Origin of the sequence: Sphingomonas oryzagri (assembly GCF_029906645.1) — a bacterium.
Lineage (GTDB): Bacteria > Pseudomonadota > Alphaproteobacteria > Sphingomonadales > Sphingomonadaceae > Solisphingomonas > Solisphingomonas oryzagri.
On sequence record NZ_JARYGZ010000001.1, the window covers coordinates 506,541 to 532,587 of the forward strand.

The 26,047-nt window shown below is 66.4% G+C and carries 26 protein-coding genes; 11 read left to right on the forward strand and 15 right to left on the reverse strand.

Going from position 1 to position 26,047, the window contains the following annotated elements; genetic code table 11:
• Positions 1 to 91: 91 nt before the first annotated feature.
• The gene (gene tyrS / locus QGN17_RS02460) at positions 92 to 1,324 is read right to left on the reverse strand and encodes a tyrosine--tRNA ligase (RefSeq protein ID WP_281042935.1); all 1,233 of its coding nucleotides are present in this window, start codon (positions 1,322 to 1,324) and stop codon (positions 92 to 94) included.
• Positions 1,325 to 1,355: 31 nt separating this feature from the next.
• On the opposite strand from tyrS, the gene QGN17_RS02465 reads away from it, so the two are divergent.
• Together QGN17_RS02465 and QGN17_RS02470 are read left to right on the forward strand one after the other, a co-directional pair.
• The gene (locus tag QGN17_RS02465) at positions 1,356 to 2,456 is read left to right on the forward strand and encodes an anhydro-N-acetylmuramic acid kinase (RefSeq protein WP_281042936.1); all 1,101 of its coding nucleotides are present in this window, start codon (positions 1,356 to 1,358) and stop codon (positions 2,454 to 2,456) included.
• 14 nt (positions 2,457 to 2,470) lie between these two features.
• On the forward strand, positions 2,471 to 2,755 hold the full coding sequence (locus QGN17_RS02470) for a hypothetical protein (protein WP_148287171.1): 285 nt from the start codon (positions 2,471 to 2,473) through the stop codon (positions 2,753 to 2,755).
• Between the two features lie 7 nt (positions 2,756 to 2,762).
• Here the strand turns inward: QGN17_RS02470 and QGN17_RS02475 are convergent, their stop codons facing one another.
• The 5 genes from QGN17_RS02475 to QGN17_RS02495 all read right to left on the reverse strand — a co-directional run bounded on the left by QGN17_RS02475 (position 2,763) and on the right by QGN17_RS02495 (position 8,548).
• Complete coding sequence (locus QGN17_RS02475; protein ID WP_281042937.1) at positions 2,763 to 3,428, reverse strand: DUF6975 family protein; 666 nt, start codon at positions 3,426 to 3,428, stop codon at positions 2,763 to 2,765.
• A gap of 235 nt (positions 3,429 to 3,663) precedes the next feature.
• A complete protein-coding gene (gene rpoD / locus QGN17_RS02480) occupies positions 3,664 to 5,706 on the reverse strand; it encodes an RNA polymerase sigma factor RpoD (RefSeq protein WP_281042938.1) in 2,043 nt (680 codons plus the stop codon).
• 8 nt (positions 5,707 to 5,714) lie between these two features.
• A complete protein-coding gene (gene dnaG / locus QGN17_RS02485) occupies positions 5,715 to 7,589 on the reverse strand; it encodes a DNA primase (protein WP_281042939.1) in 1,875 nt (624 codons plus the stop codon).
• Positions 7,586 to 7,987, reverse strand: coding sequence for a GIY-YIG nuclease family protein (locus QGN17_RS02490; RefSeq protein ID WP_281045128.1), 402 nt, complete (start codon positions 7,985 to 7,987; stop codon positions 7,586 to 7,588). The genes dnaG and QGN17_RS02490 overlap by 4 nt, the downstream gene beginning before the upstream one ends.
• 108 nt (positions 7,988 to 8,095) lie before the next feature.
• Positions 8,096 to 8,548 (reverse strand): GatB/YqeY domain-containing protein, encoded by a 453-nt coding sequence (locus QGN17_RS02495; RefSeq protein WP_281042940.1) that lies wholly within the window; start codon positions 8,546 to 8,548, stop codon positions 8,096 to 8,098.
• A gap of 135 nt (positions 8,549 to 8,683) precedes the next feature.
• On the opposite strand from QGN17_RS02495, the gene carA reads away from it, so the two are divergent.
• From carA to QGN17_RS02520, 5 genes are all read left to right on the forward strand, one after another.
• A complete protein-coding gene (gene carA, locus QGN17_RS02500; protein WP_281042941.1) occupies positions 8,684 to 9,865 on the forward strand; it encodes a glutamine-hydrolyzing carbamoyl-phosphate synthase small subunit in 1,182 nt (393 codons plus the stop codon).
• On the forward strand, positions 9,862 to 10,272 hold the full coding sequence (locus QGN17_RS02505) for a ribonuclease E inhibitor RraB (protein WP_281042942.1): 411 nt from the start codon (positions 9,862 to 9,864) through the stop codon (positions 10,270 to 10,272). Before carA ends, QGN17_RS02505 begins: the two co-directional genes overlap by 4 nt.
• A gap of 9 nt (positions 10,273 to 10,281) precedes the next feature.
• Positions 10,282 to 13,617, forward strand: coding sequence for a carbamoyl-phosphate synthase large subunit (carB, locus tag QGN17_RS02510; protein WP_281042943.1), 3,336 nt, complete (start codon positions 10,282 to 10,284; stop codon positions 13,615 to 13,617).
• 85 nt (positions 13,618 to 13,702) lie between these two features.
• Positions 13,703 to 14,182, forward strand: coding sequence for a transcription elongation factor GreA (greA, locus tag QGN17_RS02515; protein ID WP_022689044.1), 480 nt, complete (start codon positions 13,703 to 13,705; stop codon positions 14,180 to 14,182).
• A 106-nt stretch (positions 14,183 to 14,288) separates the two neighbouring features.
• Entirely contained in the window at positions 14,289 to 14,930 is a 642-nt protein-coding gene (locus tag QGN17_RS02520; protein WP_281042944.1) for a rhomboid family intramembrane serine protease, read from the forward strand.
• Between the two features lie 10 nt (positions 14,931 to 14,940).
• Here the strand turns inward: QGN17_RS02520 and QGN17_RS02525 are convergent, their stop codons facing one another.
• The 6 genes from QGN17_RS02525 to QGN17_RS02550 form a co-directional block, all read right to left on the reverse strand.
• Positions 14,941 to 15,156 carry a DUF4170 domain-containing protein gene (locus tag QGN17_RS02525; RefSeq protein WP_022689046.1) on the reverse strand — a complete coding sequence of 72 codons (216 nt, stop codon included), beginning with the start codon at positions 15,154 to 15,156 and terminating at the stop codon, positions 14,941 to 14,943.
• A gap of 291 nt (positions 15,157 to 15,447) precedes the next feature.
• On the reverse strand, positions 15,448 to 16,050 hold the full coding sequence (locus QGN17_RS02530) for an MlaC/ttg2D family ABC transporter substrate-binding protein (RefSeq protein ID WP_281042945.1): 603 nt from the start codon (positions 16,048 to 16,050) through the stop codon (positions 15,448 to 15,450).
• Positions 16,051 to 16,163: 113 nt separating this feature from the next.
• The gene (locus QGN17_RS02535) at positions 16,164 to 16,697 is read right to left on the reverse strand and encodes a hypothetical protein (RefSeq protein WP_281042946.1); all 534 of its coding nucleotides are present in this window, start codon (positions 16,695 to 16,697) and stop codon (positions 16,164 to 16,166) included.
• A 12-nt stretch (positions 16,698 to 16,709) separates the two neighbouring features.
• Positions 16,710 to 17,081, reverse strand: coding sequence for a DUF3618 domain-containing protein (locus QGN17_RS02540; protein ID WP_281042947.1), 372 nt, complete (start codon positions 17,079 to 17,081; stop codon positions 16,710 to 16,712).
• Positions 17,078 to 17,413: a phage holin family protein gene (locus tag QGN17_RS02545; protein ID WP_281042948.1), complete on the reverse strand. Its 336-nt coding sequence runs from the start codon at positions 17,411 to 17,413 to the stop codon at positions 17,078 to 17,080. The genes QGN17_RS02540 and QGN17_RS02545 overlap by 4 nt, the downstream gene beginning before the upstream one ends.
• A 23-nt stretch (positions 17,414 to 17,436) precedes the next feature.
• The gene (locus tag QGN17_RS02550) at positions 17,437 to 18,015 is read right to left on the reverse strand and encodes a hypothetical protein (protein WP_281042949.1); all 579 of its coding nucleotides are present in this window, start codon (positions 18,013 to 18,015) and stop codon (positions 17,437 to 17,439) included.
• Between the two features lie 163 nt (positions 18,016 to 18,178).
• Between QGN17_RS02550 and eno the strand changes: the two genes are divergently transcribed.
• From eno to QGN17_RS02570, 4 genes are all read left to right on the forward strand, one after another.
• Positions 18,179 to 19,465, forward strand: a complete 1,287-nt coding sequence (eno, locus tag QGN17_RS02555) for a phosphopyruvate hydratase (RefSeq protein ID WP_281042950.1) — start codon at positions 18,179 to 18,181, stop codon at positions 19,463 to 19,465.
• 55 nt (positions 19,466 to 19,520) lie between these two features.
• Positions 19,521 to 19,835 (forward strand): FtsB family cell division protein, encoded by a 315-nt coding sequence (locus tag QGN17_RS02560; RefSeq protein ID WP_022689556.1) that lies wholly within the window; start codon positions 19,521 to 19,523, stop codon positions 19,833 to 19,835.
• 310 nt (positions 19,836 to 20,145) lie between these two features.
• Entirely contained in the window at positions 20,146 to 21,207 is a 1,062-nt protein-coding gene (pdhA, locus tag QGN17_RS02565; protein ID WP_281042951.1) for a pyruvate dehydrogenase (acetyl-transferring) E1 component subunit alpha, read from the forward strand.
• Position 21,208: 1 nt separating this feature from the next.
• Positions 21,209 to 22,639 (forward strand): pyruvate dehydrogenase complex E1 component subunit beta, encoded by a 1,431-nt coding sequence (locus QGN17_RS02570; protein WP_281042952.1) that lies wholly within the window; start codon positions 21,209 to 21,211, stop codon positions 22,637 to 22,639.
• Between the two features lie 25 nt (positions 22,640 to 22,664).
• Here the strand turns inward: QGN17_RS02570 and QGN17_RS02575 are convergent, their stop codons facing one another.
• Genes QGN17_RS02575 through QGN17_RS02585 form a run of 3 tightly spaced genes read right to left on the reverse strand, consistent with a single transcriptional unit; the run spans position 22,665 to position 25,941 of the window.
• Complete coding sequence (locus QGN17_RS02575) at positions 22,665 to 23,366, reverse strand: TadE/TadG family type IV pilus assembly protein (RefSeq protein ID WP_281042953.1); 702 nt, start codon at positions 23,364 to 23,366, stop codon at positions 22,665 to 22,667.
• The gene (locus QGN17_RS02580) at positions 23,366 to 23,983 is read right to left on the reverse strand and encodes a TadE/TadG family type IV pilus assembly protein (RefSeq protein WP_281042954.1); all 618 of its coding nucleotides are present in this window, start codon (positions 23,981 to 23,983) and stop codon (positions 23,366 to 23,368) included. The genes QGN17_RS02575 and QGN17_RS02580 overlap by 1 nt, the downstream gene beginning before the upstream one ends.
• Positions 23,980 to 25,941 carry a TadE/TadG family type IV pilus assembly protein gene (locus tag QGN17_RS02585; RefSeq protein WP_281042955.1) on the reverse strand — a complete coding sequence of 654 codons (1,962 nt, stop codon included), beginning with the start codon at positions 25,939 to 25,941 and terminating at the stop codon, positions 23,980 to 23,982. The genes QGN17_RS02580 and QGN17_RS02585 overlap by 4 nt, the downstream gene beginning before the upstream one ends.
• Positions 25,942 to 26,047 lie beyond the last annotated feature (106 nt).

Here is a 26,047-nt window from a genome sequence, read left to right on the forward strand (position 1 = left end):
ACATGGGGACTTTGTGCAAGTGCGGCATGAACGATGCATCAAGAGACAGCGTTAAGACGCGTTTACCGACGATCGTATAAGATCCGTGTCCTCAGCGCGTCAGGATGCCGTGGCGCTTCTTTCCGAGGCTGATCTTCACCGGAACGTCCTCCAGCACGATCTCGAAGGTGGGATCGGTGATCGCGAGATCGTTGAGGCGCACCGCGCCCTCGCCAATCTTGCGCCGCGCTTCGCCGTTGGAGGCGGCGAAGCCCAGCACGGTGAGCGCCTGCACGATCGGGATCGACCCGCCGTCGATACGCAGCGTCGGCAGGTCGCCGCCGGCAGCTCCTTCCTCGAAGGTCCTGCGTGCGGTCTCGGCGGCGTCGCGCGCGGCCTCCTCGCCATGCGCCATCGTGGTCGCGGCGTTGGCGAGCGCGATCTTGGCCGCGTTGATCTCGGCGCCCTCCAGCGCCTCCAGCCGGGCGATCTCGGCGAGCGGCAGGTCGGTGAACAGGCGCAGGAACTTGCCGACATCGGCATCCTGCGTGTTCCGCCAGAACTGCCAGTAATCGTAGGGCGCGAGCATGTCGGCGTTGAGCCAGACGGCGCCCTTTGCGGTCTTGCCCATCTTGCCGCCGTCCGCCGTGGTGATCAGCGGGGTGGTGAGGCCGAATACCTGTTCGCCGGCGACGCGCCGGGTCAGCTCGATGCCGTTGACGATGTTGCCCCACTGGTCCGATCCGCCCATCTGCAGGCGACATTCGGCGCGGCGGGCCAGCTCTAGGAAATCGTACCCTTGCAGGATCATGTAGTTGAATTCGAGGAAGCTCAGCGATTGCTCGCGATCGAGCCGCAGCTTCACCGAATCGAAGCTCAGCATCCGGTTGACCGAGAAATGCTGGCCGATCTCGCGCAGGAAGGGGATGTATTCCAGTCTGTCGAGCCATTCGGCATTGTCGAGCATGATCGCGTCGGACGGACCGTCCCCGAAGGTCAGGAAGCGCTCGAACACGCGCTTGATCGAGGCGATATTCTCCGCGATCGTCTCGTCCGTCATCAGCTTGCGCGCCTCGTCCTTGAACGAGGGGTCGCCGATCTTGCCGGTGCCGCCGCCCATCAGCACGATCGGCTTGTGGCCCGCCTGCTGGAGACGCCTGAGCATCATGATCTGCACGAGGCTGCCGACATGGAGCGACGGCGCGGTCGGATCGAAGCCGATATAGCCCGGCACCACCTGGCGCGTGGCGAGGGCGTCCAGCCCTTCCGCATCGGTCAGCTGGTGGATATAGCCGCGCTCGTCGAGTAGGCGCAGCAGTTCGGATTTGTACGGCATCGTCGTCATGGCGGCGGGGCGATAGCATGGGGGCAGGCGCATGGGTAGCGAGACGATGCTGGCGATCGGTCTGATGTCCGGCACCTCGCTCGACGGGATCGACGCCGCGCTGATCGAGACGGATGGCGAAGGCATCGTGAAGCCGATCGCCTTCCGCACCGAGCCTTATTCGGATGCCGCCCGCAAGCAGCTGCAGGAAGCCACCGCGCTGGCGCTGACCTACGAGAAACCGCGCCTCTCGCCCGAGATCGGCGCGGCGACCGAGATGCTGACGCGCCGGCACCTGATCCTGATCCACCAGCTGCTCGCCTCCGCCGGGAAAGACGCGAAGGATGTCGACGTGATCGGCTTCCACGGCCAGACCGTCGCGCACCGGCCCGATCGCGGCTGGACCTGGCAGATCGGCGACGGCGCGATGATGGCCTCCGCGCTCGGTGTGCCGGTGGTCCACGATCTGCGCGGGGCGGACGTGAAGGCGGGCGGGCAGGGCGCGCCGCTGCTGCCGGTCTATCACCGCGCCCTGCTGTCGGGCGCCACGCTGCCGGTGGCAGTGCTCAACCTCGGTGGGGTAGGCAACATCACCTTCGTGGGGAGTGACGGCACGCTGGTGGCGTTCGATACCGGCCCCGCCAACGGCCTCGTCAACGACTGGATGGCAGCGGAAACCGGCAAGGAGTTCGATGACGGCGGCGCCTTCGCGGCGACTGGCACGATCGACAAGGCGGTGCTGGCCGCGATGCTGGACAATCCATGGTTCGATCAGCCTCCACCCAAGTCGCTCGACCGGGCGGATTTCACCATCCAGCCGGCACGCGGCCTTGGCGCGGCCGATGGCGCCGCGACGCTCACCGCTTTCACCGCCGCCACCGTCGCCCTGGCGCTCGATCACCTGCCGGAACGGCCGACGAAGATCATCGTCGCCGGCGGCGGCCGCCACAATGCGACGATGATGGCCATGCTTTCGGATGCCTGCGAAATTCCCGTGGAGCCGATCGAGGCGGTCGGGCAAAATGGTGACGCGACCGAGGCCGAGGGATTCGCCTATATGGCGGTGCGGTCGCTGAAAGGTCTGCCGATCAGCTTTCCGGGCACCACGGGGGTGCCGGAACCGTTGACCGGGGGGCGGCTCAGCCGCCCGTGACGGGGAAAGAATCGATGCCGTTGTTGCCGTTGTTGATGCTCGCCGCCGCCGCTGCCCCTGACAACGATGGCAGATCGCGCGACGCCTGCCTGCGCGCGAGCGGGATGGATGGGGCGGCGGCCTCGGCGCCGGTCCATTTCTCGGATCGGTCGGCGCTCGACGTGCTGCTGGTGACGGGCCACTATCCGCCCCGCGTCAACAAGGGGCGCGCCGGCACGATGCTGTGCCTCTACGATCGCCGGACGAAGATGGCGCAGGTGCGCGACGCGGAGGCGTGGAGCAGGGCGCCGAAGCCCTAGCGCGAAGTCAGGCGTGGCGCCGCGCGCTTTCGCGGCTTTCGAGCAGATCCCACAGGCCGCGATGCTGGACGAGCAATTGCTGCGCCCCGAACGCCATGGCGCGCTCGATGCCCGGCGTTTCGGAAGCCTCGGTGGCGATGGCAAGCGTTTCGGACACGCCCGGCAGATCGAGCGGGGGCACCTGGATGCCGAAGCGCTGGGCCGCGGCATCGAGCACGCGGCGGATCGGCCGCCAGTCGAGCACCAGCGCGATCGCGGCGCCGATCGCGGTGCCGTTGCGTTCGGACTGGGCGAGCGTGGCGAGCGCATGGCTCTGGTTGGCAACCGCCGCCTCGCTCTGCGACTGGCCGAGCGTGGAGGGCAGCGGGCCGGCCGCGACGACGAGCCGCGTCAGATAGGAACGCTCCGCCGCGAAGCCGGGGGCGGCGCGATAGATGAAGGTGCGCGCGGTCGGGTGGACGACGCGCGCGGCGGCGTGATCGATCACGCCCGGATAGCGGCCGTGCAGCAGACAGACGAAATGCGCGATGTCGGCGAGGTTGCGGACGGCGGGATCGCCCTCCAGCGCCGGGGAGAGCGGATAGCCGTGGCTCGCACTGCCTTCCTTCGCGACCATGTCGGACAGGAGTTCGGCTACGCCGGACGGCTGCCTGTCGATCGCCTGCGATGCCATGCGCTGCCCTTTCGCTCGCGTGCCAACACGCGGCCCCGTGCCCGCGCTGTCGGTCGGCTCTACGCGAAAGGGGTAAAGGTGCGGTTTACGAGGACGGCTCATCCTCCCTGCGTGAAGCGCGGGGGGGGGGGGGGCGATGCGGGACGCCTGACACGAGAAGACCGCCGGCTTGCGCCGACGGCCCCTCCACCGGCTTCGCCGGTCCCCCTCCCCAGCAAGCTGGGGAGGATGAACGTTACTGATCGAGGAAGCTGCGCATCTTGCGGCTGCGGCTCGGGTGCTTGAGCTTGCGCAGCGCCTTGGCCTCAATCTGGCGGATGCGCTCGCGCGTCACGCTGAACTGCTGGCCGACTTCCTCCAGCGTGTGATCGGTGTTCATGCCGATGCCGAAGCGCATCCGCAGCACGCGCTCCTCGCGCGGCGTGAGGCTGGCCAGAACCCGCGTCACCGTCTCCTTCAGGTTCTGCTGGATCGCGGCATCCACCGGGATGATCGCATTCTTGTCCTCGATGAAGTCACCCAGGTGCGAATCCTCCTCGTCGCCGATCGGCGTTTCGAGGGAGATCGGCTCCTTGGCGATCTTCATCACCTTGCGGACCTTCTCGAGCGGCATCGAGAGGCGCTCGGCCAGCTCTTCCGGGGTCGGCTCGCGGCCGGTTTCGTGGAGGAACTGGCGGCTGGTGCGGACCAGCTTGTTGATCGTCTCGATCATGTGGACCGGGATGCGGATGGTCCGCGCCTGATCGGCGATCGAGCGGGTGATGGCCTGACGGATCCACCACGTCGCATAGGTGGAGAACTTGTAGCCGCGGCGATACTCGAACTTGTCGACCGCCTTCATCAGGCCGATATTGCCCTCCTGGATGAGATCCAGGAACTGCAGGCCGCGGTTCGTGTATTTCTTGGCGATCGAGATGACGAGGCGCAGGTTCGCTTCGACCATCTCCTTCTTGGCGATGCGGGCCTCGCGTTCGCCCTTCTGCACCATGTTCACGATGCGGCGGAATTCGGGCAGCGCCATGCCGGTGCTGCCGACGATCTCGCTGATCTCGTTGCGGATGCGATCGACCGCGGTTCCTTCCGCGGCGGCGAACGCGGCGAACTTCTTGTCGATGCCCTTCACGCGATCGAGCCAGCCATCCTCCAGCTCGTGATCGATATAGGCGTCGAGGAAGGCCTTGCGCGGCACCTTGTGGCGCTCGGCGAGGCGCAGCATCTGGCCGCCCAGCGCGGTCAGGCGCCGGTTGAACGCGTAGAGCTGATCGACGAGATGCTCGATCTTGGCGCCGTGGAACTGGACGCTCTCCACCTCGGCGGTGAGCTGCTCGCGAAGCGCCTGGTACTTGGCCTCCTCGCGCTCCGGATAGCCGCCGGAGTTCAGCGCATCGACGCGCGCCTGCTGGATCTTGGCGAACTGGTGGTAGAGGCTGGTGATCGTCGCGAAGCGCTCCAGCGCCAGCGGCTTCAGCTGCTCTTCCATCTGGGCGAGGCTGAGGGTGTTGTCCTCCTCGTCATCCTCCTGCGGGCGCGGCGTGCGGCGCTCGGTGAGACCGTCCTCGTCCTCGTCGGCGGACTGCTCCTCCTCCGGCTCTTCCTCTTCCTTGTAGGATTTGCCGGCGGTCTTCTCGGAGATTTCCCCGTTGTCGTCGCCGTCATCGTCGTCGGACATGTTCTCCGGCGCCGGGTCCTTGTTGAGCATCGCGTCGAGATCGAGGATCTCGCGCAGCTGCATCGTGCCCTCGTTGAGCGCGGTAGACCATTCGATGATGGCGTTGAAGGTGATCGGGCTTTCGCACAGCCCCAGGATCATCGTGTCGCGGCCGGCCTCGATGCGCTTGGCGATGGCGATCTCGCCCTCGCGGCTGAGCAGTTCGACGGCGCCCATCTCGCGCAGGTACATGCGGACGGGATCGTCGGTGCGATCGACCGTCTCCTTCTTCTTCTCGACCTGGAAGACCTCGCCCGAGCCGTCGTCGGAGGACTGCTCCTCGTCGGCGTCGTCCTGCTCCTGCGGCTTCTCGTCCTCGCCGGCGTCCTCGTTCTCGACGATGTTCACGCCCATCTCGTTGAGCGCGGCCATGATGTCTTCATATTTGTCGGGATCGATCTGATCCTGCGGCAGCGCCTCGTTCAGCTCGTCGAAGGTCAGGTAGCCGCGCTTCTTGGCGCGCGCGATCAGCTTCTTGAGGCCGGCCTCGTTCAGGTCGACGATCGGCGCATCGCCGTCACCGCCACCCGCACCGCCTGCAGTCGCTTCCGCTACGTTCGTCTTCGCCATGCCTACCCTCAGAATTCGGCCTGCTCCCTCAACTCGGAGAGCCGCCGTTCCGTTTCAACTTTCTCGCGCTGGAGGTGCTGCTGCTCCTCCCACGCATGCTCATCCGTTCCGTCGGCCAGTCGGGCCGTGGCTTCCGCGATCCGCGCATCGAGCTCGGAGCGCCTGACCATCACGTCGATCACTTCCCCCAGATCGCGACGCGCGCGCTCAGGGTCCGCATTGCCGCGCTGGAAGGAAAAGGCAAGCCCGTTCGCGCGGCCGGGCTTCCCGAGAAGGTCCAGACCACCGACTCGCCGCAATATGGTGCTTATGCCTTCATCTTCAAGCGCCTCGCCGCGCCATGCCGCCTCGACCAGCGCGGTACGCACCCGGTCGAGCGCCGGATCGGCGAAATGGAGGTGTGAAAGCGGCTCGGCATGGTCGCCGATCACGGCGGGCAGGCGGATCAGCCCGGCAAGGATGGCGCGCGCCTCGATGGGGCCGATGCCGGACTGGTTGAGCGCCTTGGTCGCGGCGTGGGGCGGGGGCGGGGCGTCCACCCAGCGGCCGCGCCGATCCTGCACCTTGCGGGGGCGGAAGCTGCCGGTACCGCCGGTGCGGGGCTGCCAGTCGCGACGGGGACCGGCGAACTTGTCGTCGATGCGCTGGCGGAAATCCTGAAAATACTGGTGCGATACGTCCTTGTCGGCGATGGCGCGGCTATGCTCGGTGAGGCGCTGCTTGAGGCCGGCGCGGGCTTCGGGCGTGTCGAGCGGCAAGGCGGCCTCTTCGTGGCGCCAGAGGCGATCAACCAGCGCTTCGGGCGTTTCGAGCAGCGCTTCCATCGCGGTACGACCACCCGAGCGGATCACGTCGTCCGGATCCTGCCCGCCCGGCAATGTCAGGAAGCGCAGCGTCCTGCCGGGCGCGAGGAACGGCAACGCCCGCCCGATGGCGCGCACCGCCGCCTTCTGCCCGGCATTGTCGCCGTCGAAGCAGAGGATCGGCTGCGGGTCCATCCGCCACAGCCGCTCCAGCTGCCCTTCGGTGAGCGCGGTGCCGAGCGGGGCGACCGCCTCCTCGATCCCGGCTCCGGCGAGCGCGATCACGTCCATATAGCCCTCGACCACGATCACGCGGTTGGCCTTGCGGCTCGCTGCGGCGGCGAGATCGAGGTTGAACAGGGTGCGGCCCTTGTCGAACAGCACCGTCTCGGGCGAGTTCAGATACTTCGGCTCGCCCTCGCCGAGGATGCGGCCGCCGAAGGCGATGGTCCGCCCGCGCGCGTCGCGGATCGGGATCATCAGGCGGCCCCGGAAGCGATCGTAGGGTTCGCGATTGCCTTCCTCCGGGCGGATCAGCAGGCCGCATTCGACGAGCTTGTCGTCGCCCGCCTCCTTGAGCGCGGAGCGCAGGCCGGTGCGGGTGTCTGGCGCGAAGCCGATGCGGAACTTGCGGGCGAGCGCCTCGGAGATGCCGCGCTTCTGGAGATAGGCGCGGGCGTGCGCACCCTCGGCGCGGCCGAGCTGCTCGACGAACCAGGCCTCGGCCTGCGCCATGACGTCATGCAAGGTGGAGGCGCGCTCGGCCTTCTCGCGGGCGCGGGGATCCTGCGCGGGCACCTCCATGCCGGCCGCCTGCGCGAGTTCCTTCACCGCATCCATGAAGGGCAGGCCGCGCTGGTCGGTCATCCAGCGGATCGCGTCGCCATGCGCCCCGCAGCCGAAGCAATGGTAGAAGCCCTTGTCGTCGTTGATCGTGAAGCTGGGCGTTTTCTCGTTGTGGAACGGGCAGCACGCCTTCCACTCGCGTCCGGCGCGCTGGAGCTTGGTGGTCTTGCCGATCAGCGCGGAGAGGAGGGTGCGGGCGCGGAGTTCGTCCAGCCAGGCGGGGGAGAGGGTCATGGGGTGGGGGCTGCGTTTGGGGCACGTCCTTCGACAAGCTCAGGACGAACGGTGTTTATGTGGCCGGCCTCTCCCCCCCCGGATTGTACGCTGGCCTCAAAAAACCCGTTCGTCCTGAGCGAAGTCGAAGGACGTGCCTCACGCGATACCGCCAGCTCCGAAACCCTTTTCCAGTCGCCCGCGATCAGGGCTTCCTTCTTGGCGCGCGACCAGCCTTTGACCTGTCGCTCTGCCGCCAGCGCTTCCGCCCGTGTGCTGAACGCCTCGCTCCAAACCAGCATTACCGGCCGCCGCCTTGCCGTGAAGTCACTGCCTTTCCCAGCTTCATGCTGTGCCACCCTCGCTTCAAGCGCGTCCGTATGTCCGACATAATATCGGCCGTCCGCGCATCTTAGCATGTAGGTCCAGAAGGCCACCGAATCTCCTGCGGCACGTCCTTCGACAGGCTCAGGACGAACGGGGAAAGTGTGCCGCGCCCCGACCCCTCCCGCAAGCGGGAGGGGAGATTAGCTCAGCCGCGCCTTCACCAGGCCGCTCGCCTTGGCCATGTCGAGGCTGGTGGCGTGGCGTGCCTTCAGTTCCGCCATCACGCGCCCCATGTCCTTCAGCCCCTCGGCGCCGATCTCCGCCTTGATCGCGTCGATCGCGGCGACCGTCTCCTCGTCGGACATGCGCCTGGGCAGGAAGCCCTCGATCACCGCCAGCTCGTTCGCCTCGGCCGCCGCCAGCTCGGGGCGGTTGCCTTTTTCGTACATCTCGATCGATTCGCGGCGCTGCTTGGCCATCTTGTTGAGCACTTCGACCACCAGAGCGTCGTCGTCGGCCGGAGCGCCGCCGGTGCGCGCCTCGATGTCGCGATTCTTGATCGCGCTCTGGATCAGGCGGATGGCGGCGGTTTTCTCGGCCTCGCGGGCCTTCATGGCCGTCACGAGGGCGGTCTTGATGTCGTCTCTGATCATGGGAACCCGGCAGAAATCGGAAAGGCGGAGCTATAGCGGAGACGGCCGGAACTTACTAGATTGACCCTGCCTGCCCGCACCCCTAGGACGCCGCCCGTTTAACCACCCGTCCACCACCTCAAGGAGAGCCAGCCGATGGCCGATACCAATACGCGCGTCCCCGATGGAGCGACCGGCGTTCTGGTTCTGGCGAGCGGCGTGGTGCTGTTCGGGCGCGGCTTCGGCGCGGTCGGACAGGCGGTGGGCGAGGTCTGCTTCCACACCGCGATGACCGGCTATCAGGAGGCGATGACCGATCCCTCCTTCGAGAAGCAGATCATCACCTTCACCTTCCCGCACATCGGCAATGTCGGCGCCAACGGCGAGGATATCGAGGCGACCAACGCCCACGCGCTCGGCTGCGTGGTGCGCGAGGATGTGACGGCGCCCTCCAACTTCCGCGCCGCCCAGCGTTTCGACGAGTGGCTGAAGGCGAACGGCCGCATCGGCCTGTCGGGCATCGACACCCGCGCGCTGACCCGATCGATCCGCGTGAACGGCGCCCCCAACGGTGTGATCGCGCATGATCCCGAGGGCAAGTTCGACATCCCCGCGCTGATCGAGCAGGCCAAGGCCTGGCCCGGGCTGGAGGGGATGGATCTGGCGAAGGACGTCTCCGCGCTCCAGAGCTACCAGTGGGGCGACGGCCTGTGGACGCTGGGCGCCGGCTACAAGGCGGACGAGGCGAAGGCCGACGCCCCCCACGTCGTCGCGATCGATTATGGCCTCAAGCGCAACATCCTGCGCAACCTCGTCGCCGCCGGCGCGCGGGTGACGGTGGTGCCGGCGACCGCCAGCTTCGAGGACGTGATGCGCCACGAGCCCGACGGCGTGTTCCTCTCCAACGGCCCCGGCGATCCGGCCGCGACCGGCGAATATGCCGTCCCGGTGATCCGCAAGCTGCTGGAGGTGGGCAAGCCGATCTTCGGCATCTGCCTCGGCCACCAGATGCTGGGGCTGGCGGTGGGCGCCAAGACCTACAAGATGCACCAGGGCCATCGCGGCGCGAACCATCCGGTGAAGCGCGTCGGATCGGTCGAGGGCGCGGGGCGCGTCGAGATCACCAGCATGAACCACGGCTTCGCGGTGGACGCCGACACGCTCCCCGCCAATGCCGAGGCGACGCACGTCTCGCTGTTCGACGGCAGCCTCGCGGGGCTTCGCCTCACCGACAAGCCGGCCTTCTCCGTCCAGTACCACCCCGAAGCCAGCCCCGGCCCGCAGGACAGCCACTATCTGTTCGAGCAGTTCGTGGGCGCGCTGGGGAAGGGGGCGTGAAGCGCTACGTCGCCTGCGTCATTGGGTGCGTTCTTCTCGGATCGTCGGCATCTGCCGCACCGACGTCGGCGGATGAGTGCGTAGGCGCGAAGCTGCCGGCGAGCCTCGGCGTGATCGATCAGATGGCGTCCAATAGCCTCGATCTCACCAAGTCTCGCGCAATCACACAGCTGTTTCTCGGTTCGCCCAAGGCGCTTGCCAAGCTGCAGCCATCGCTGACTCAGGCTGGGTACAAGGTGAGCCTCGATCCAGCGGGCGGTCGTTTGATCGCCGCGAAGGATGAGGTCGTCACCAGCGACTGGGTCAAATCCGTCATTCCGCAGATGTGTAACGCCGCCGCCCGAAACGCCGTCGAATATGATGGTTGGGATGTCGACGTTGCCGCCGATCACATTTCCTCAAACTGAAGAATAAAGATGCCCAAACGCACCGACATCTCCTCCATCCTGGTCATCGGCGCGGGGCCGATCGTCATCGGGCAGGCGTGCGAGTTCGATTATTCGGGCACGCAGGCGATCAAGGCGCTCAAGGAAGAGGGCTATCGCATCGTCCTGGTCAATTCGAACCCGGCGACGATCATGACCGATCCCGAATTCGCCGACGCCACCTATGTCGAGCCGATCACGCCTGCCGTCGTCGCCAAGATCATCGAGAAGGAGCGGCCCGACGCGGTGCTCCCCACGATGGGCGGGCAGACCGCGCTCAACACCGCGCTGGCGCTGTTCAACGACGGCACACTGGAGAAGTTCGGCGTCACCATGATCGGCGCCGATGCCGAGGCGATCGACAAGGCGGAGGACCGGCAGAAGTTCCGCGCGGCGATGGACAAGATCGGCCTCGAAAGCGCGCGCTCCGGCGTGGCGCACACGATGGACGAGGCGATGGCGGCGCTGGAGACGGTCGGCCTGCCGGCGATCATCCGCCCGTCCTTCACGCTGGGCGGCACCGGCGGCGGCGTCGCCTACAACAAGGAGGAGTTCGTCCGCATCGTCGGCACCGGCCTCGATGCGTCGCCCACCACCGAGGTGCTGATCGAGGAATCGCTGCTCGGTTGGAAAGAGTATGAGATGGAGGTCGTGCGGGATCGCAACGACAATTGCATCATCATCTGCTCGATCGAGAATGTCGATCCGATGGGCGTCCACACCGGCGATTCCATCACCGTCGCGCCGGCGCTGACGCTGACCGACAAGGAATATCAGATCATGCGCAACGCCAGCATCGCGGTGCTGCGCGAGATCGGCGTGGAGACGGGCGGTTCCAACGTGCAGTTCGCGGTCAATCCGAAGGACGGCCGCCTGATCGTGATCGAGATGAACCCGCGCGTCTCGCGCTCCTCGGCGCTGGCGTCCAAGGCGACCGGTTTCCCGATCGCCAAGGTCGCCGCCAAGCTGGCGGTGGGCTACACGCTCGACGAGATCATGAACGACATCACCGGGGCGACGCCGGCGAGCTTCGAGCCGACGATCGACTATGTCGTCACCAAGATCCCGCGCTTCGCCTTCGAGAAGTTCAAGGGCAGCGACGATACGCTGACGACCGCCATGAAGAGCGTCGGCGAAGTCATGGCGATCGGGCGGAATATCCACGAATCGGTGCAGAAGGCGCTGCGCGGGCTGGAGACGGGGCTGGCGGGCTTCAACCCGGTGCAGCATCTCGCCGGGCGCCCGCGCTCGGAGATCGAGGCGGCGCTGGCGCGGCCGACGCCGGACCGGCTGCTCTACGCGGCCCAGGCGCTGCGCGAGGGCTTCACCGTCGACGAGATCCACGCGATCGCGAAATACGATCCCTGGTTCCTGGAGCGCATCCGCGAGATCGTGCTCGCCGAGGAGGAGGTGCGCGCCAACGGGCTTCCCCGTGACGCGGCGGGGATGCGCCGCCTCAAGGCGATGGGCTTCTCCGACCGCCGCTTGGCCTGGCTGGCGCTGGAGAGCGCCAACCTGCGCCCCGGCACCGAGCGGATGCAGGCGCGCGGCTCCGGCCTGATCCACGATACGCTGGTCGCGATGACCGGCGGCGTGACCGAGGCCGAGGTGCGGGCGCTCCGCCACAAGCTCGGCGTGCGCCCCGTCTTCAAGCGCATCGACACCTGCGCGGCCGAGTTCGAGGCCAAGACGCCCTACATGTATTCCACCTACGAGGCGCCCGTCTTCGGCGAGCCCGAGAACGAGGCTATGCCGAGCGACCGGAAGAAGGTGGTGATCCTCGGCGGCGGCCCGAACCGGATCGGGCAGGGCATCGAGTTCGATTATTGCTGCTGCCACGCCTGCTTCGCGCTGGCCGATGCGGGCTACGAGACGATCATGGTCAACTGCAACCCGGAGACGGTGAGCACCGACTATGACACGTCCGACCGCCTCTATTTCGAGCCGCTGACCGTCGAGGACGTGCTGGAAATCCTCCACGTCGAGATGTCGAACGGCACGCTCCACGGCGTGATCGTCCAGTTCGGCGGGCAGACCCCGCTCAAGCTGGCGGCGGAGCTGGAGGCGGCGGGTATTCCGATCCTCGGCACTTCGCCCGACGCGATCGATCTGGCGGAGGATCGCGAGCGCTTCGCGGCGCTGGTGACGCGCCTCGGCCTCAAGCAGCCGCGCAACGGCATCGCGCGCTCGCGCGAAGAGGCGATCGCGGTCGCCGAGCGGGTCGGTTATCCGGTGCTGATGCGGCCGAGCTATGTGCTGGGCGGCCGGGCGATGGAGATCGTCGACAGCCAGGAGCAGCTGGAAAATTACATCCAGACCGCCGTGCAGGTCTCCGGCGACTCACCCGTGCTGATCGACCAGTATCTGCGCGACGCGATCGAGGTGGACGTCGATGCCATCGCCGACGGAACAGATGTCGTCGTGGCGGGCGTGATGCAGCATATCGAGGAAGCGGGCGTCCATTCGGGTGACTCCGCTTGCACGCTGCCGCCCTACAGCCTGTCCGACGCGATCATCGCCGAGATCAAGAAGCAGGCGGATGCACTGGCCCGCGCGCTGATGGTCGAGGGCCTGATGAACATCCAGTTCGCGGTGAAGGACGGCGACGTCTATCTGATCGAGGTCAACCCGCGCGCCAGCCGCACCGTGCCGTTCGTGGCGAAGGCGATTGGCGTGCCGGTCGCCAAGATCGCGGCGCGGGTGATGGCGGGCGAGAAACTCGCCACCTTCCCGTCGATCGAGCGCAAGCCGGAGCATATCGCGATCAAGGAGGCGGTGTTCCCCTGGGCGCGCTTCCCCGGCGTCGATCCCGTCCTCTCGCCGGAAATGAAGTCCACCGGCGAAGTCATGGGAATCGACAGCAATTTCGGGGCGGCTTTCCTGAAGTCCCAGCTCGGCGGCGGCGTCGTGCTGCCCACCAAGGGCCGCGTCTTCATCTCGGTAAAGGACGGCGACAAGGCGCACATCCTGCCCGGCGCGCAGGTGTTGGCGGAGATCGGCTTCACCATCGTCGCCACCGGCGGCACCGCCGATTACCTGACCCAGCAGGGCATCGCGGTGGAGAAGGTGAACAAGGTCGCGCAGGGCCGCCCGCACATCGTCGACATGATCAAGGATGGCGGGATCGACCTGATCTTCAACACCACCGAAGGGTGGCAGTCGCTGCTCGACAGCCGCGCGATCCGCGTGTCGGCGGTGGCGGGCAAGATTCCGTATTTCACAACCGCGGCGGCCAGCGTGGCTGCGGCGCGTGCAATCGCTGCGTTGCGGGACAGGCCGCTTGAAGTGCGGCCGCTCCAATCCTACTATACTCCGCTGCCGCTTTGATCTCCCGAACACGATAAGCGTAAGGAACGGCCCGGAGGGAGGGCCGGAAGGCGGTATATTTTGACGACGAAAGGCAGTGGGTAGGATGGCGACCGTCGAGAAGATGCCGATGCTCAAGGAGGGCTACGAGCTTATCTCCAAGGAGCTGGTGCGCCTCAAAACCATCGAGCGCCCCGAGGTGATCGACGCGATCGAGGAAGCGCGCGCCCATGGCGACCTTTCCGAAAACGCCGAATATCACGCCGCCAAGGAGCGTCAGGGCCAGATCGAGGCGACCATCGCCGATTACGAGGACCGGATGAGCCGCGCCGTCGTGATCGATCCGACCGAGCTTTCGGGCGACAAGGTGGTGTTCGGCGCCACCGTCACCCTGCTCGACGAGGACGACAAGCCGGTGAAGTACCAGATCGTCGGGCAGATCGAGGCGGACGCCAAGAAGGGCCGCATTTCGTACAATTCGCCGCTGGGCCGCGCGCTGATCGGCCGGAAGATCGGCGACGACGTCGAGGTGACGGTGCCGTCGGGCGACCGCTACTACGCGGTCGACAAGATCGAGTTCATCTGAGCCGACCGTCCATGACGATCGTCATGGCGAGCGAAGCAATCCGGCGCCGCGAGCGTAGCGGCATGGATTGTCGCGTCGCTACGCTCCTCACAATGACGGCCCGCTGATGCGCCTGCCGCCTGCGCGCGCGACGATCGCGATCGCCGCAGTCACCGCGCTCGCCTGGGTGGCGGCGGTGCTCGCGGGGCAGACCGATCGCATTGCGATGCTCGCCGGTTTCATTCCGGCGCGCGTCGGCAGCCTGCAGGTCGAGGGCGCGGCTCCGGTCTGGCTGACGCCGCTGAGCTGCACGCTGATCCATGCCGGCATCTGGCACATCGCGTTCAACCTGCTGATGATCGTGTTCTGCGGCCGGCTGGTCGAGGCATCGGTGGGGCCGGGCGGGGTGATCGTCACCTATCTGATCGGCGCCTACGTGTCCTGCGCCGCGCAATATGCGGTGGCGCCGCACTCCGGTATCCCGATGGTGGGCGCGAGCGGAGCGGGGTCGGCGCTGATCGGGGCCTACGCGCTTCTCTACAGCCGGCGCCGTGCGGTGGGCTGGGGTCCGTTTTCCGGCCAGTTCCTGCAGATCCTGTGGCTGGCCGCCGCCTGGATCGGGATCCAGCTGCTGATGAACTTCGCGTCCGGCGAGGTGCCGGGGACGCCGGACGGGGCGCTGATCGCGGCGCCCGCGCATGTCGGCGGCTTCCTGGCCGGGCTGGCGCTGGCCCGGCCGCTACTGCTGTTCCGCTACCGCGACGCCTGAGAATGAAGCCTTAGAGGTCGTTCTCTTCGAGCAGGCGGTGCAGGTGCACCACCACATACTTCATTTCGGCGTCGTCGATCGAGCGCTGCGAGGCCGAACGCCACGCATCCTTGGCCGACGCGAAATCGGGGTAGACGCCGACGAAGTCGATCGCCTTCAGATCCTCGAAGTCGAGGCCCTGCGGATCCTTCACGCGACCGCCGAAAACGAGATGGAGCTTGCTCATGAGTGCACCTGCCGCTGCTTCTGCTGATGGGGCAGGCGCCTAGGCTCGTTTGCCGCGCCGCACAAGAGGCGGCGCGACAACGTTGGCGTGAGCGGGTTGCCGTGGGTGCGCAGAGGGCAATACTCCCCGCAAGGGCGGGGAGGTGGCATGCGAGCATAACGCAGGGGAGGGCGGCGGCGGAGCGTCGGCGAGCGTGCCGCTGACCGCCCCCTCCGACGCCCTACGGGCGCCACCTCCCCCTGGCGGGGGAGGATTTTATGGCCGGAACCGAGGCTTCAGCCATAAGGGGCGTCAGCCGCGCGATTTCATGAACGCGACGAGCTTGTCGAAGCCGTTCTTCTGTACGTAGGAATCGAAGTCCGCCGTCTGGGTCAGCACCAGGTTGATGCCCGAGACGGTGAGGTTCGACACCTTGTAGCCGCCGCCGATCCGCTGCACCGTCCAGATTGCGTTGATCGGCGCCTTGCCGGGCTGCAGCACCTGGCTCACCACCGCCGCGCCATCGCCGCGCGGCACGGCCCGGATCACCTTCACCTGCGCGTTCGCATAATCGAACAGCCGGTCGGCATAGGTGTTGATGATGAAGCCCGGCAGCGCCGCCTTGTAGGCCGAATATTGCGCCGGGCTGATCTGCGGCTTCCAGCGCGCGATCAGCTTGTCGCCGATCTCGTCGACCGCGAAATACTGGCCGAGCAGGGTGCGGAACTGCGCGCGCGCTGCGGACTGGCTACCCGAATGGAGCGTGCTGAACGCCTGGCCCGACAGCGTGGTGATGAAGCGCGACGGGTCGCTGTTGTCGACGGCCGCCGCCGAGGCGGGGGCAACGCCCATCGTGGCGACGAAGCCGGAAGCGCCCAGCAGCGCGGCACCAAGCATCAGGCGGAAACGGGACATGCAACACTCCGTGAACATCGGCCGGAGATGCTCTCTCCGGGCCGTAAAAGATGGGCCGTGCTATGGCCGGGCCGACATGAACGCAGCCTGTGCCGGTTGGTTCACCGCTTGTTTCAGCTGCTCTTCTTCTTGGCGCTGTCGATGGCGGCGGCGCCGGCCGACCCGGCGGCGGCGATGGCGCCGTCCAGCAGCGACTTCATCGTCTCGCGGGCATGGTCCTTGCTGAGGCCCAGTTCGTCGAGCTTGTCGCGGCCGGCGCCCTTGGCCGCCTCGATCGCCTCGCCGGCGGCGCCGCGCACCTTCTCGCCCATAGCGCCCAGCACCTTGGCCTCGCGCTCGGTGCGCGGGAGGAGGGCGCCGAGCACGGCGCCGACGGCGATGCCGCCGATCAGTACCGCGAGCGGGTTGCTGTCGAAGCCGTCGGCCGTCTTCTGGCGCGCAGAGGCATAGGCCTCCGAAGCCTTGTCGCGGCCCGAGGAATAAGCGTCGGTCACCTTGCCGCGCGCCTGCTCGATGCCGTCCTTGGTGCGTTCGACGGCCGCGTGGGCGGTCTTGCTGGCCTTGGCATAGGCATCGTCGATGCCGTCGCGGATCGCCTGGCGGGTGGTGGTCGCCGGGGTCTCGTCGCTGCCGGAGGTCTCGGTCATGGGCCTTGTCCTTTACGAAGCGGGCTTGGGGGAGGGGCGTTTGCGGGGTGAACGGGGTTTGGGCGCGGAGGGTTCCTCCGCCTTCGCCTTGCGGCCGGCAAACAGCTTCGACAGCGGTTTGGCGGCGAGCAGCAGCCCGATGCCGGCGGCGGTCGCGGCGACGGTGGCGGGGCGTTCGCGTACCACCTGACTGGTGCTGCGGGCCAGTTCGGCGGAGCGTGTCTTCACCTGCTCCAGCGCCTCGTCCATCAGCGTGGAGGGGGCGATCTTCTGCTGGATCTGCTCGATCGTCGCCATCAGCCGGCCACGCGCGGCATCGACCTGCGATTGCGCGACATCGACGTCGTTGATGTTCGAGAAGAGGCGCTTGAGGACGCTCGTCATGCCGGCGTCTCCGGTTCGGGCCTGGCGGGCGGCCCGGCGAGCAGGCGGATCGCCAGCCAGCCGAGGAACGCGGCCATCGCCAGCCCGCCGACCAGCAGGATCAGGCCGGCCAGTGCGGCGCCGACATAGGGCGCCAGCTCCAGCACCAGCCCGAGCATCAGCGCGACGACCGATGCGAAGGCGAGGCACGCCGCGATCAGCAGCAGGATGATCGCCGTTCGCGACCGGCGCAGGATCGCGAAGCCCTTGCTCTTGAGCAGATTGGCTTCGGCCCGCGCCAGCGCGCGCCCGTCCTCGATCAACTGACCGATCAGGCCACCCAGACCCAGCATATCCCCCGCGATCCCCGGACGGCTCAGGAGGTCGTGCGCGGCTTGCGCTTGGGCGGCGCCTTGCGGGTGGCGGCGCTCACCGTCTCGGCGCCGTCGCTCGCGGCCTTCTTGCGGGGCGTCTTGGGTTCGGCCGCCTTGGCGGTCTCGTCCAGAGCTTCGCTGCCGGCCTTGACGATGCGGGCGATGACGAAGCCCGCCGCCGCCGCCGCGCCGATCGCGATCGCCGGCGAGCGGCGCACGAGATCGCGTGCGTCGTCGAGCAGTTCCTCGACATCCTTGTCGCGCAGCGAGGCCGAGAAATCGGCCACCGCGTCGCCCGCTTTGCGGGCATAGTCGCCGTAGGCTGCACCCAGCTTGTCGTCGATCGTGGACGCGCTGTCCGAAATCATCCTGGCGACCGAATCCAGCCCGGCGGAGGCCCGCGCCTTGCCCTCGTCGGCATATTCGCGCGCCTTGTCGGAGGCCTGACCCTTGAGATCGGCCGCCTTGGCCGATGCCTTGTCGCGGAAATCGGCGGCGTCCGCCTTCAGTTTCTCGCGGGTTGAGCTGTTCTGTGCACCGGGGATGACGTGATCGGTGCCCTCGGGGAGCGTCTCGGCCATGGCGAACCCTTTCGTTCGTTACGCGCGCGATCATAGACGCGCTCTCCCTCACAAAACCAGCCGTCTCTTGGCCGGTTCCGTACAAAGCGGCAGGCCGTGCCGATTGCCTCGCCGGTGTTGCGCGGCTAACAGCCGCCGCGAACCATTGGAGGGAGCCTTCCGCATGACCGCCATCATCGACATCCACGCCCGCGAAATCCTCGATAGCCGCGGCAACCCGACCGTCGAAGTGGACGTGACGCTGGAGGACGGCAGCTTCGGCCGCGCCGCTGTGCCCTCGGGCGCGTCCACCGGTGCGCACGAGGCGGTCGAGAAGCGCGACGGCGACAAGTCCCGCTACGGCGGCAAGGGCGTGAAGGATGCGGTGAAGGCCGTGAACGGCAAGATCGCCAAGCTGCTCGCCGATTTCGAGGCCGAGGACCAGGCCGAGATCGACGCCGCGATGATCGATCTCGACGGCACCGACAACAAATCGAAGCTCGGCGCCAACGCGATCCTCGGCGTCAGCCTCGCGGTTGCCAAGGCGGCGGCGGAAAGCCGGGGCCTGCCGCTCTACCGCTATGTCGGCGGCGTCGCGGCGCATGTCCTGCCCGTGCCGATGATGAACATCATCAACGGCGGCGAACATGCCGACAACCCGATCGACTTCCAGGAATTCATGATCGTCCCCCACGGCGCCGACACGCTGGCCGACGCAGTGCGCTGGGGTGCCGAGATCTTCCACACGCTGAAGAAGGGCCTGTCCGAAGCGGGCCTCTCTACCGGCATCGGCGACGAAGGCGGCTTCGCCCCGAACATCGGCTCGACCAACGAGGCGATCGAGTTCATCCTGAAGTCGATCGAGAAGGCCGGCTACAAGCCCGGCGAGCAGGTCGCGCTGGCGCTCGATTGCGCCGCGACCGAATTCTACAAGGGCGGCAACTACGTCATCTCGGGCGAGGGCAAGACGCTGACTTCGGCCGGGATGGTCGACTATCTCGCCGATCTCGCCGCGCGCTACCCGATCTGGTCGATCGAGGACGGCATGGCCGAGGACGACTGGGACGGCTGGAAGCTGCTCACCGACAAGATCGGCGACAAGGTCCAGCTGGTCGGCGACGATCTGTTCGTCACCAACCCGAAGCGCCTGGCGCGCGGCATCAGCGAGGGCATCGCCAACTCGCTGCTGGTCAAGGTCAACCAGATCGGATCGCTGACCGAGACGCTGGAAGCGGTGAACATGGCGCAGCGCGCGCGCTACACCGCGGTGATGTCGCACCGTTCGGGCGAGACCGAGGATTCGACCATCGCCGACCTCGCCGTCGCCACCAACTGCGGCCAGATCAAGACGGGTTCGCTGGCCCGTTCGGACCGGCTTGCCAAATACAACCAGCTCATCCGCATCGAGGAGGAGCTGGGCTCGATGGCGCGCTATGCGGGCAAGGCGGCCTTTGCGACGAAAGTTGCCTGATTCCAGTGAAAAGAGGCTTGAGTCGCGATTCGTTTGACTCGATAATGACGGCGTAATGCGAAGCAAGCGTCGTCCTGTCGAAATCATCCGAGCCGCGGCTCTGCCCGCGCTGGCCTTGCTCGTCATCGGCAATTTCGCGGGCTACGCGATCGCCGGGCCGAACGGTCTACTCGCGCTTGGTGACTACAAGACGCAGCTTGCCCAGAGGCAGGCTCAGCTCAAGGTGATCGAGGCGCAGCGCGCGGCGCTGGCCCGCAAGGTCGCGTTGCTGGATGCCAAGCATGTCGATCCCGATATGGCGGACGAACTGGTCCGCCGCGACATGGGCCTCGCGCGCCCCGACGAAGTGATCATCCAGACCACGCCGTAAGGCATCCAAATCTCCGCTCGTCCCGAGCGAAGTCGGGGGACTGCCGCAAATCCTTCCTTCGTTCGGCCTGAGCGAAGTCGAAGGCCATGCGCTGCGGCTACACTTCGACTTCGCTCAGTGCGAACGGATGTTTGCACGAGGGACAGCCCGGCTTCGCTCGGCGAAGCTGGATCATGTGACGTTTCCGGTAACAACATGCAATTCCTGCAATTGCGTCTCCTGCAAACGCAACCACACCCTCCCGTTGCGTGTTTGCGCTGTCAGCGCCTATACCACGCGCCAACGAAGCCCATTCCGAGAGGCCTGAATCGTGGCGAGAACACCTGCCAAAAGCCCTGCGGCTGCCAAGCCGAAGGCGGATCCCATTCCCAATCGCGAACGCCCCGGCGAGCCAGACCGCTATCAGGCGAGCAAGGAAGAGCTGCTCGAATTCTACCGCCAGATGACGCTGATCCGCCGCTTCGAGGAGCGCGCCGGCCAGCTGTACGGTCTCGGCCTGATCGGCGGTTTCTGCCACCTCTATATCGGACAGGAGGCGGTTGCCGTCGGCCTGCAGTCCGCGCTCAACGCCGAAACGGACAGCGTCATCACCGGCTATCGCGATCACGGCCACATGCTCGCCTACGGCATCGATCCCAAGGTCATCATGGCCGAGCTGACGGGGCGCCAGGCCGGCATCTCGAAGGGCAAGGGCGGCTCGATGCACATGTTCAGCGTCGAGCATAAGTTCTACGGTGGCCACGGCATCGTCGGCGCGCAGGTCAGCCTCGGCACCGGCCTCGCCTTCAAGCACAAGTACGCCAACGACGGCGGCGTCTGCCTCGCCTACTTCGGTGACGGTGCGGCCAACCAGGGCCAGGTCTACGAGAGCATGAACATGGCGGAGCTGTGGAAGCTCCCGATCATCTTCGTGATCGAGAACAACCAGTATGCCATGGGCACCAGCGTCAACCGCGCTTCGTCCGAGGACCAGCTCTATCGTCGTGGCGAGAGCTTCCGCGTGCCGGGCATGCAGGTGGACGGCATGGACGTGCTCGCGGTGCGCGGCGCCGTCGAGGAGGCCCTCAAGTGGGTCCGCGCCGGCAAGGGCCCGATCGTGATGGAGCTCAAGACCTATCGCTATCGCGGTCACTCGATGTCCGATCCCGCCAAGTACCGCACCCGCGACGAGGTGCAGGCGATGAAGGACAAGTCCGACTGCATCGACCATGTGAAGCGCGAACTGGAAGCGCTCGGCGTCACCGAGGAAGAGCTGAAGAAGACCGACAAGGATATCCGCCAGATCGTCGCGGAAGCGGCCGACTTCGCCGAACAGTCGCCCGAACCCGATCCGAAGGAGCTGTATACCGACGTGCTGGTGGGGACTTATTGAGATGGCGATCGAACTGAAGATGCCGGCGCTGTCCCCCACGATGGAGGAGGGCACGCTCGCCAAGTGGCTGGTGAAGGAAGGTGACGCGGTGAAATCCGGCGACATCCTCGCCGAAATCGAGACCGACAAGGCGACGATGGAATTCGAGGCGGTGGACGAGGGCACGATCGCTCAGATCCTCGTGCCCGAGGGCACCGACGGGGTGAAGGTCGGCGCGCCGATCGCGATGCTCGCCGCCGAGGGCGAGGATGCGTCGGCCGCCAAGGCTGCCCCCAAGGTCGAAGCGCCGAAGGAAGAGGCGACCCAGAAAGAGGCTAAGCCCGCCGTTCCCGACGCCACCACGCCGCACCAGATGGAGACCGCCGCGCGCGAGCTCGTCGCGGACGTCGCCAAGGCCGAGAAGGCCGGTGTCGATGCGCGCGATCCGGAGATTCCCGAGGGCACCGAGATGGTGAAGACCACCGTCCGCGAAGCACTGCGCGACGCGATGGCCGAGGAAATGCGCACCGACGACCGCGTCTTCGTGATGGGCGAGGAAGTCGCGCAATATCAGGGCGCCTACAAGGTGACTCAGGGCCTGCTCGACGAGTTCGGCGATCGCCGCGTGATCGACACCCCGATCACCGAATACGGCTTTGCGGGCGTCGGCACGGGCGCGGCGATGGCGGGCCTGCGCCCGATCGTCGAGTTCATGACCTTCAACTTCGCGATGCAGGCGATCGACCACATCATCAACTCGGCCGCCAAGACCAACTACATGTCCGGTGGCCAGATGCGCGCGCCGATCGTGTTCCGCGGCCCCAACGGCGCCGCTGCTCGCGTGGGCGCGCAGCACAGCCAGAATTATGGCCCGTGGTACGCCTCGGTGCCGGGCCTGATCGTCATCGCGCCGTACAGCGCGGCCGATGCCAAGGGCCTGCTCAAGGCGGCGATCCGCTGCGAGGATCCGGTCGTGTTCCTCGAGAACGAGCTGCTTTATGGCCAGTCTTTCGAGGTGCCCAAGCTCGACGATTTCGTGCTGCCGATCGGCAAGGCGCGGATCGCCAAGGAAGGCAAGGACGTCACGCTGGTGAGCTACTCGATCGGCGTCGGCGTCGCGCTCGAAGCGGCGGTGAAGCTCGCCGAGGATGGCATCGACGCCGAGGTGGTCGACCTGCGCACGCTGCGCCCGCTCGACACCGAGACGGTGCTCAAGTCGCTCGCCAAGACCAACCGCCTGGTGGTGGTGGAAGAGGGCTGGCCGACCTGCTCGATCGCGTCCGAGATCGCCGCCGTGGTGATGGAGCAGGGCTTCGACGATCTCGACGCGCCGGTGCTGCGCGTCACCAACGTCGACGTGCCGCTGCCTTATGCCGCGAACCTGGAAAAGCTGGCGCTGATCAAGGTGGACGACGTCGTCACCGCCGCGAAGAAGGTCTGCTACAAGGGCTGATGCAGGCTGGCCTGGCCGTTCGCGGTCAGGCCAGGTAGCTGGAGCAGGACGAGATGGTCTGTCCGTTCGTGTTGGTGACGCCCGAGGCATAGCTCCGGGCGTCATCGCGCACGATGTAGGACGACACGTAATGGATCTTCTTCGGCGTCACGAAGAAGTTGCCGAACAGCGGCTGGTACAGGTAGTTGATCTCGACGAACATCACGCCCGATCCGTCGGGTGCGACGACCTTGTAATTGGTGTCGCCCATGCCGGTATTGGCGATGTAGGTGCCGGATGTGCCGCTCGCTGTTCCATAATTTGACTGATAGTCGGTGGCCTTCATCTGCCCGATGCAACGCTGCCAGTGCAGCAACTGCTTGCCACCGGTCCCTTCCAGGCTCGAGAGGGTGATGCGGCCATAGGTCGTCAGCCCGAGGCTGGCGCCTTCGAGGCGGACGCCCTGCATGGCGTCGTTGATGTTGGCTTCGTCGATCGTATAGGTCGACAGGCCGGCCTCGTCGCCCATGCGCGCGGCGTTATCGGCGAGATCCATCGTATATTGGCTGATCCGCATGTTCACGAGCGCGAGATTGGCCAGCTCGATGCCGTAGAGGCCGGTCACCACGATCAGCGGCGCGGCAAGCGCGAATTCGATCAGGGCGAGGCCGCCGGAGTCACGACGCAGCTTCGCCCCGAGGCGACGGATACGGCCGGCCGGGCCGGCGAGGATGCGATGTGCAGGCATCAATTGCATCCCGATCCGGGGCAGCAGGTTTTGGGGCTGGTGCTCGATTGCGCGGTATAGGGCTGGTTACGCATGATCGTCTGCGACGTCATCGTGGCGAAGGTCGACAGGCCCGCCAGCTTGTAAAGCGGGAAGGGGCGCAGATACTTGATCGTGAGCGTGTAGACCGCGACGTCGCTTGCGCCGCCCTGCTGGCCGGTCGCCCCCTGATCGCTATCCCACGTCTGGTTGCCGTTCACATCGGTGAAGCATTCGGTCGCGGCATCGTATTTGCCGTTGTTGTTGCTGTCCGTATAGGGTTCCGGAACCTGCACCTTGGAGAAGCTCGAATAGCTCTGGTGCACCGAACTCACGATGCTGGCCGAGGCGGCGACACGCTGCACCTGCGTCAGCACCGACTGGTCGATCGTGGACCAGTTCTGCTGGCCGCCCTGGATGCCGGCGTCGCGGCCGGCTTTGCGGATCGCGCCGTTCAACGTCGACTGGACGTAGGTTTCGTAGCACATCTCCATCAGGCCCATGAGCATCAGCAGCATCACGGGCGCGATGAGCGCGAACTCTAGCACCGTGGCGCCGTCGTTCGAGCGGCGGAGCCTGGAAAGCAGTCGGCGCATCATTGCGAGACCCTCAGCATGGAGACGGCAGTCGCGATATCCTTGAACTTCGCGGACAGATCGGTGCTGCTATTGACGAAGATCGCGCGCTCGGGGTGCGCCGAGCCGACGCAATCGATCAGCGGTTGCGTGAGGCTCTGTCCCACTGCGACCACCCAGACCTGGATGTTCTTCTGCTGCGCCTTCTGACATTCCGCGAGGAAGCGGGCGTTGTGCCAGTCGTCCAGATCGCCCGAGGTGGTGCCGCGCACGCGCTTGTCCAGCGATTCGATGCCGGTCATCCCGTAGCTGAGCGGGCTTGTCGACATTGCACCGTCGGTCAGGAAGACGATGACGCGCTTTGGTTCCGCATGGCCTGGCCACTTCGCGGTGTCGTTGCCGAAGATTCCCTGCGGCGAGATCATGCGCAGGCCCCAGATCATGCCGGTATCGTGATAGGTGCCGCCGTGCGCCCGCAGCGATGCCATGTAGCTGACGACCGCGGCCCGATCCGCGCTGTTCTTCGGATCGCGGGGGGTCAGGCGTTGCGCGGGCTGGCCGCACGGGGCGTAGCCGGCATATCGTGCGTAGGTTCCCGCGAAGTTGGCATTCTGTGCCAGGCCCGACGATGTCGTGTCGGTGGCATTGTTTTCGCCGTTTTCGACATCGTTGGCGCTATTGTAGAAGCCGTAATCGCCGTTCGCGTAGGAGTAGGACTGGCCATTGCGGGCATATTCCACCGCGGGCCACATCGGTGCCCATGGTGACGCGGCCGCCGAGGCCGGGATCAAATCCGGGTTCATATCGGCGGGCAGCGCGTTGATATTGTAGCTGCTGACGTTGTTGTAGTTCCCGCTGCTCTGCTCGTCGATGCAGCCCTGCCAGGAGGTCGTCGCGCCGGTGACCTTGCTCGGGTCCGTAACGGAGCCAGAGGAGAGCGTGTTGACGAAGGCGCTCGTGTTGTAGGTTACCGGCTGGTACGTCCAGACCGGGCCGAGATTATAATATTGAACCGAACAGATGCTGTTGCTCCAGGTGCCGAGCTTGCCGGTCGCCGGATAGATATAGGCAGCCGCCGAGCGCGTGTTCGCGAGGGTGAAGCCCTGGCACGTCGTCTTGTTGTCGCTGGTGTTGGATGCGTTGCCGGACTTGGACACGGCATAGTCGCCGGTCACCTTGCGCGACTGATAGGTCCATTGTGTCGCGAGATAGTTGGTGCCGAGCGAGGTGAGCGCCGCTCCGGCGTTCACCGTCGATGTATAGGGCACGAAACCGTAGCGGACGTTGGTGCCCGGCGTCAGATTGGCGGCGAGCGTATCGTAGAAGGTCGCCACCGCATCTCGCACGGCCTGCAGCTTCGAACCGCTTTTCTCCGGGTTGTAATAGTCCGTGCTGCCGTCGGCCATCGTGTAGGGCACACTCGTCGTGCCGCAGCTCGTCGGGTCGGACGGCAGGCACGACATGGAGCCGGTGGTATCCAGCACGAACATCACGTCGGCGTCGGGCGTATCGAAGCTCGCCTGGCAGGTGACGGCGATCGTGCGGTTGGGCGCGCCGAACATGCGCATCAGTGTCATCGGCACCTGGGTGGATGCGGCGCCGTTGACCTGCGTAATACCGTTGCTGTCGGAAAAGGCCGTTGTCGTGAAGCTCTGCGAGCCGGCGACGAACCAGCTGCTCGCGGCCCAGCTCGATCCGAAATTGTTGTTGAAATAGGCATTGGCCTGGGTCAGCGCGGTGCCGCTCAGGGGCTGGCCCACCGCCTGCGTGTTGGAGTCCATGAACTTGCGGCCGGCGAGCACGCCCGCGTCGCAGGCGGTCTGCAGGCGCGTGCGGACCACGTACATGCGGCCGAGATCGATCGCCGATCCGGCGAAGGCGCACAGCGGGATCATCGCGGCAGCCATGATCGCCAGCGCATTGCCCCGCGCATCCCTGCGCAGGCGGGCCAGGAACCCGATTACCCCGTTCGATCGTGCCATCGTCCGCCTCAAATTCCCCACCGTCCGGCTCCGCAGATTCCGGTCCATTGGGCGCCCATGCCAGAGCGCGGCTCAAGGGCGCGTTCACGAGGATGGTTAACGGGAT

Coding starts and splice junctions, on each gene's coding strand:
- tyrS (WP_281042935.1), bottom strand. CDS start 1,324: ATGACGACGATGCCGTACAAATCCGAACTGCTGCGCCTACTCGACGAG.
- QGN17_RS02465 (WP_281042936.1), top strand. CDS start 1,356: ATGGGTAGCGAGACGATGCTGGCGATCGGTCTGATGTCCGGCACCTCG.
- QGN17_RS02470 (WP_148287171.1), top strand. CDS start 2,471: ATGCCGTTGTTGCCGTTGTTGATGCTCGCCGCCGCCGCTGCCCCTGAC.
- QGN17_RS02475 (WP_281042937.1), bottom strand. CDS start 3,428: ATGGCATCGCAGGCGATCGACAGGCAGCCGTCCGGCGTAGCCGAACTC.
- rpoD (WP_281042938.1), bottom strand. CDS start 5,706: ATGGCGAAGACGAACGTAGCGGAAGCGACTGCAGGCGGTGCGGGTGGC.
- dnaG (WP_281042939.1), bottom strand. CDS start 7,589: ATGACCCTCTCCCCCGCCTGGCTGGACGAACTCCGCGCCCGCACCCTC.
- QGN17_RS02490 (WP_281045128.1), bottom strand. CDS start 7,987: ATGCTAAGATGCGCGGACGGCCGATATTATGTCGGACATACGGACGCG.
- QGN17_RS02495 (WP_281042940.1), bottom strand. CDS start 8,548: ATGATCAGAGACGACATCAAGACCGCCCTCGTGACGGCCATGAAGGCC.
- carA (WP_281042941.1), top strand. CDS start 8,684: ATGGCCGATACCAATACGCGCGTCCCCGATGGAGCGACCGGCGTTCTG.
- carB (WP_281042943.1), top strand. CDS start 10,282: ATGCCCAAACGCACCGACATCTCCTCCATCCTGGTCATCGGCGCGGGG.
- greA (WP_022689044.1), top strand. CDS start 13,703: ATGGCGACCGTCGAGAAGATGCCGATGCTCAAGGAGGGCTACGAGCTT.
- QGN17_RS02520 (WP_281042944.1), top strand. CDS start 14,289: ATGCGCCTGCCGCCTGCGCGCGCGACGATCGCGATCGCCGCAGTCACC.
- QGN17_RS02525 (WP_022689046.1), bottom strand. CDS start 15,156: ATGAGCAAGCTCCATCTCGTTTTCGGCGGTCGCGTGAAGGATCCGCAG.
- QGN17_RS02530 (WP_281042945.1), bottom strand. CDS start 16,050: ATGTCCCGTTTCCGCCTGATGCTTGGTGCCGCGCTGCTGGGCGCTTCC.
- QGN17_RS02535 (WP_281042946.1), bottom strand. CDS start 16,697: ATGACCGAGACCTCCGGCAGCGACGAGACCCCGGCGACCACCACCCGC.
- QGN17_RS02540 (WP_281042947.1), bottom strand. CDS start 17,081: ATGACGAGCGTCCTCAAGCGCCTCTTCTCGAACATCAACGACGTCGAT.
- QGN17_RS02545 (WP_281042948.1), bottom strand. CDS start 17,413: ATGCTGGGTCTGGGTGGCCTGATCGGTCAGTTGATCGAGGACGGGCGC.
- QGN17_RS02550 (WP_281042949.1), bottom strand. CDS start 18,015: ATGGCCGAGACGCTCCCCGAGGGCACCGATCACGTCATCCCCGGTGCA.
- eno (WP_281042950.1), top strand. CDS start 18,179: ATGACCGCCATCATCGACATCCACGCCCGCGAAATCCTCGATAGCCGC.
- QGN17_RS02560 (WP_022689556.1), top strand. CDS start 19,521: ATGCGAAGCAAGCGTCGTCCTGTCGAAATCATCCGAGCCGCGGCTCTG.
- QGN17_RS02570 (WP_281042952.1), top strand. CDS start 21,209: ATGGCGATCGAACTGAAGATGCCGGCGCTGTCCCCCACGATGGAGGAG.
- QGN17_RS02575 (WP_281042953.1), bottom strand. CDS start 23,366: ATGCCTGCACATCGCATCCTCGCCGGCCCGGCCGGCCGTATCCGTCGC.
- QGN17_RS02580 (WP_281042954.1), bottom strand. CDS start 23,983: ATGATGCGCCGACTGCTTTCCAGGCTCCGCCGCTCGAACGACGGCGCC.
- QGN17_RS02585 (WP_281042955.1), bottom strand. CDS start 25,941: ATGGCACGATCGAACGGGGTAATCGGGTTCCTGGCCCGCCTGCGCAGG.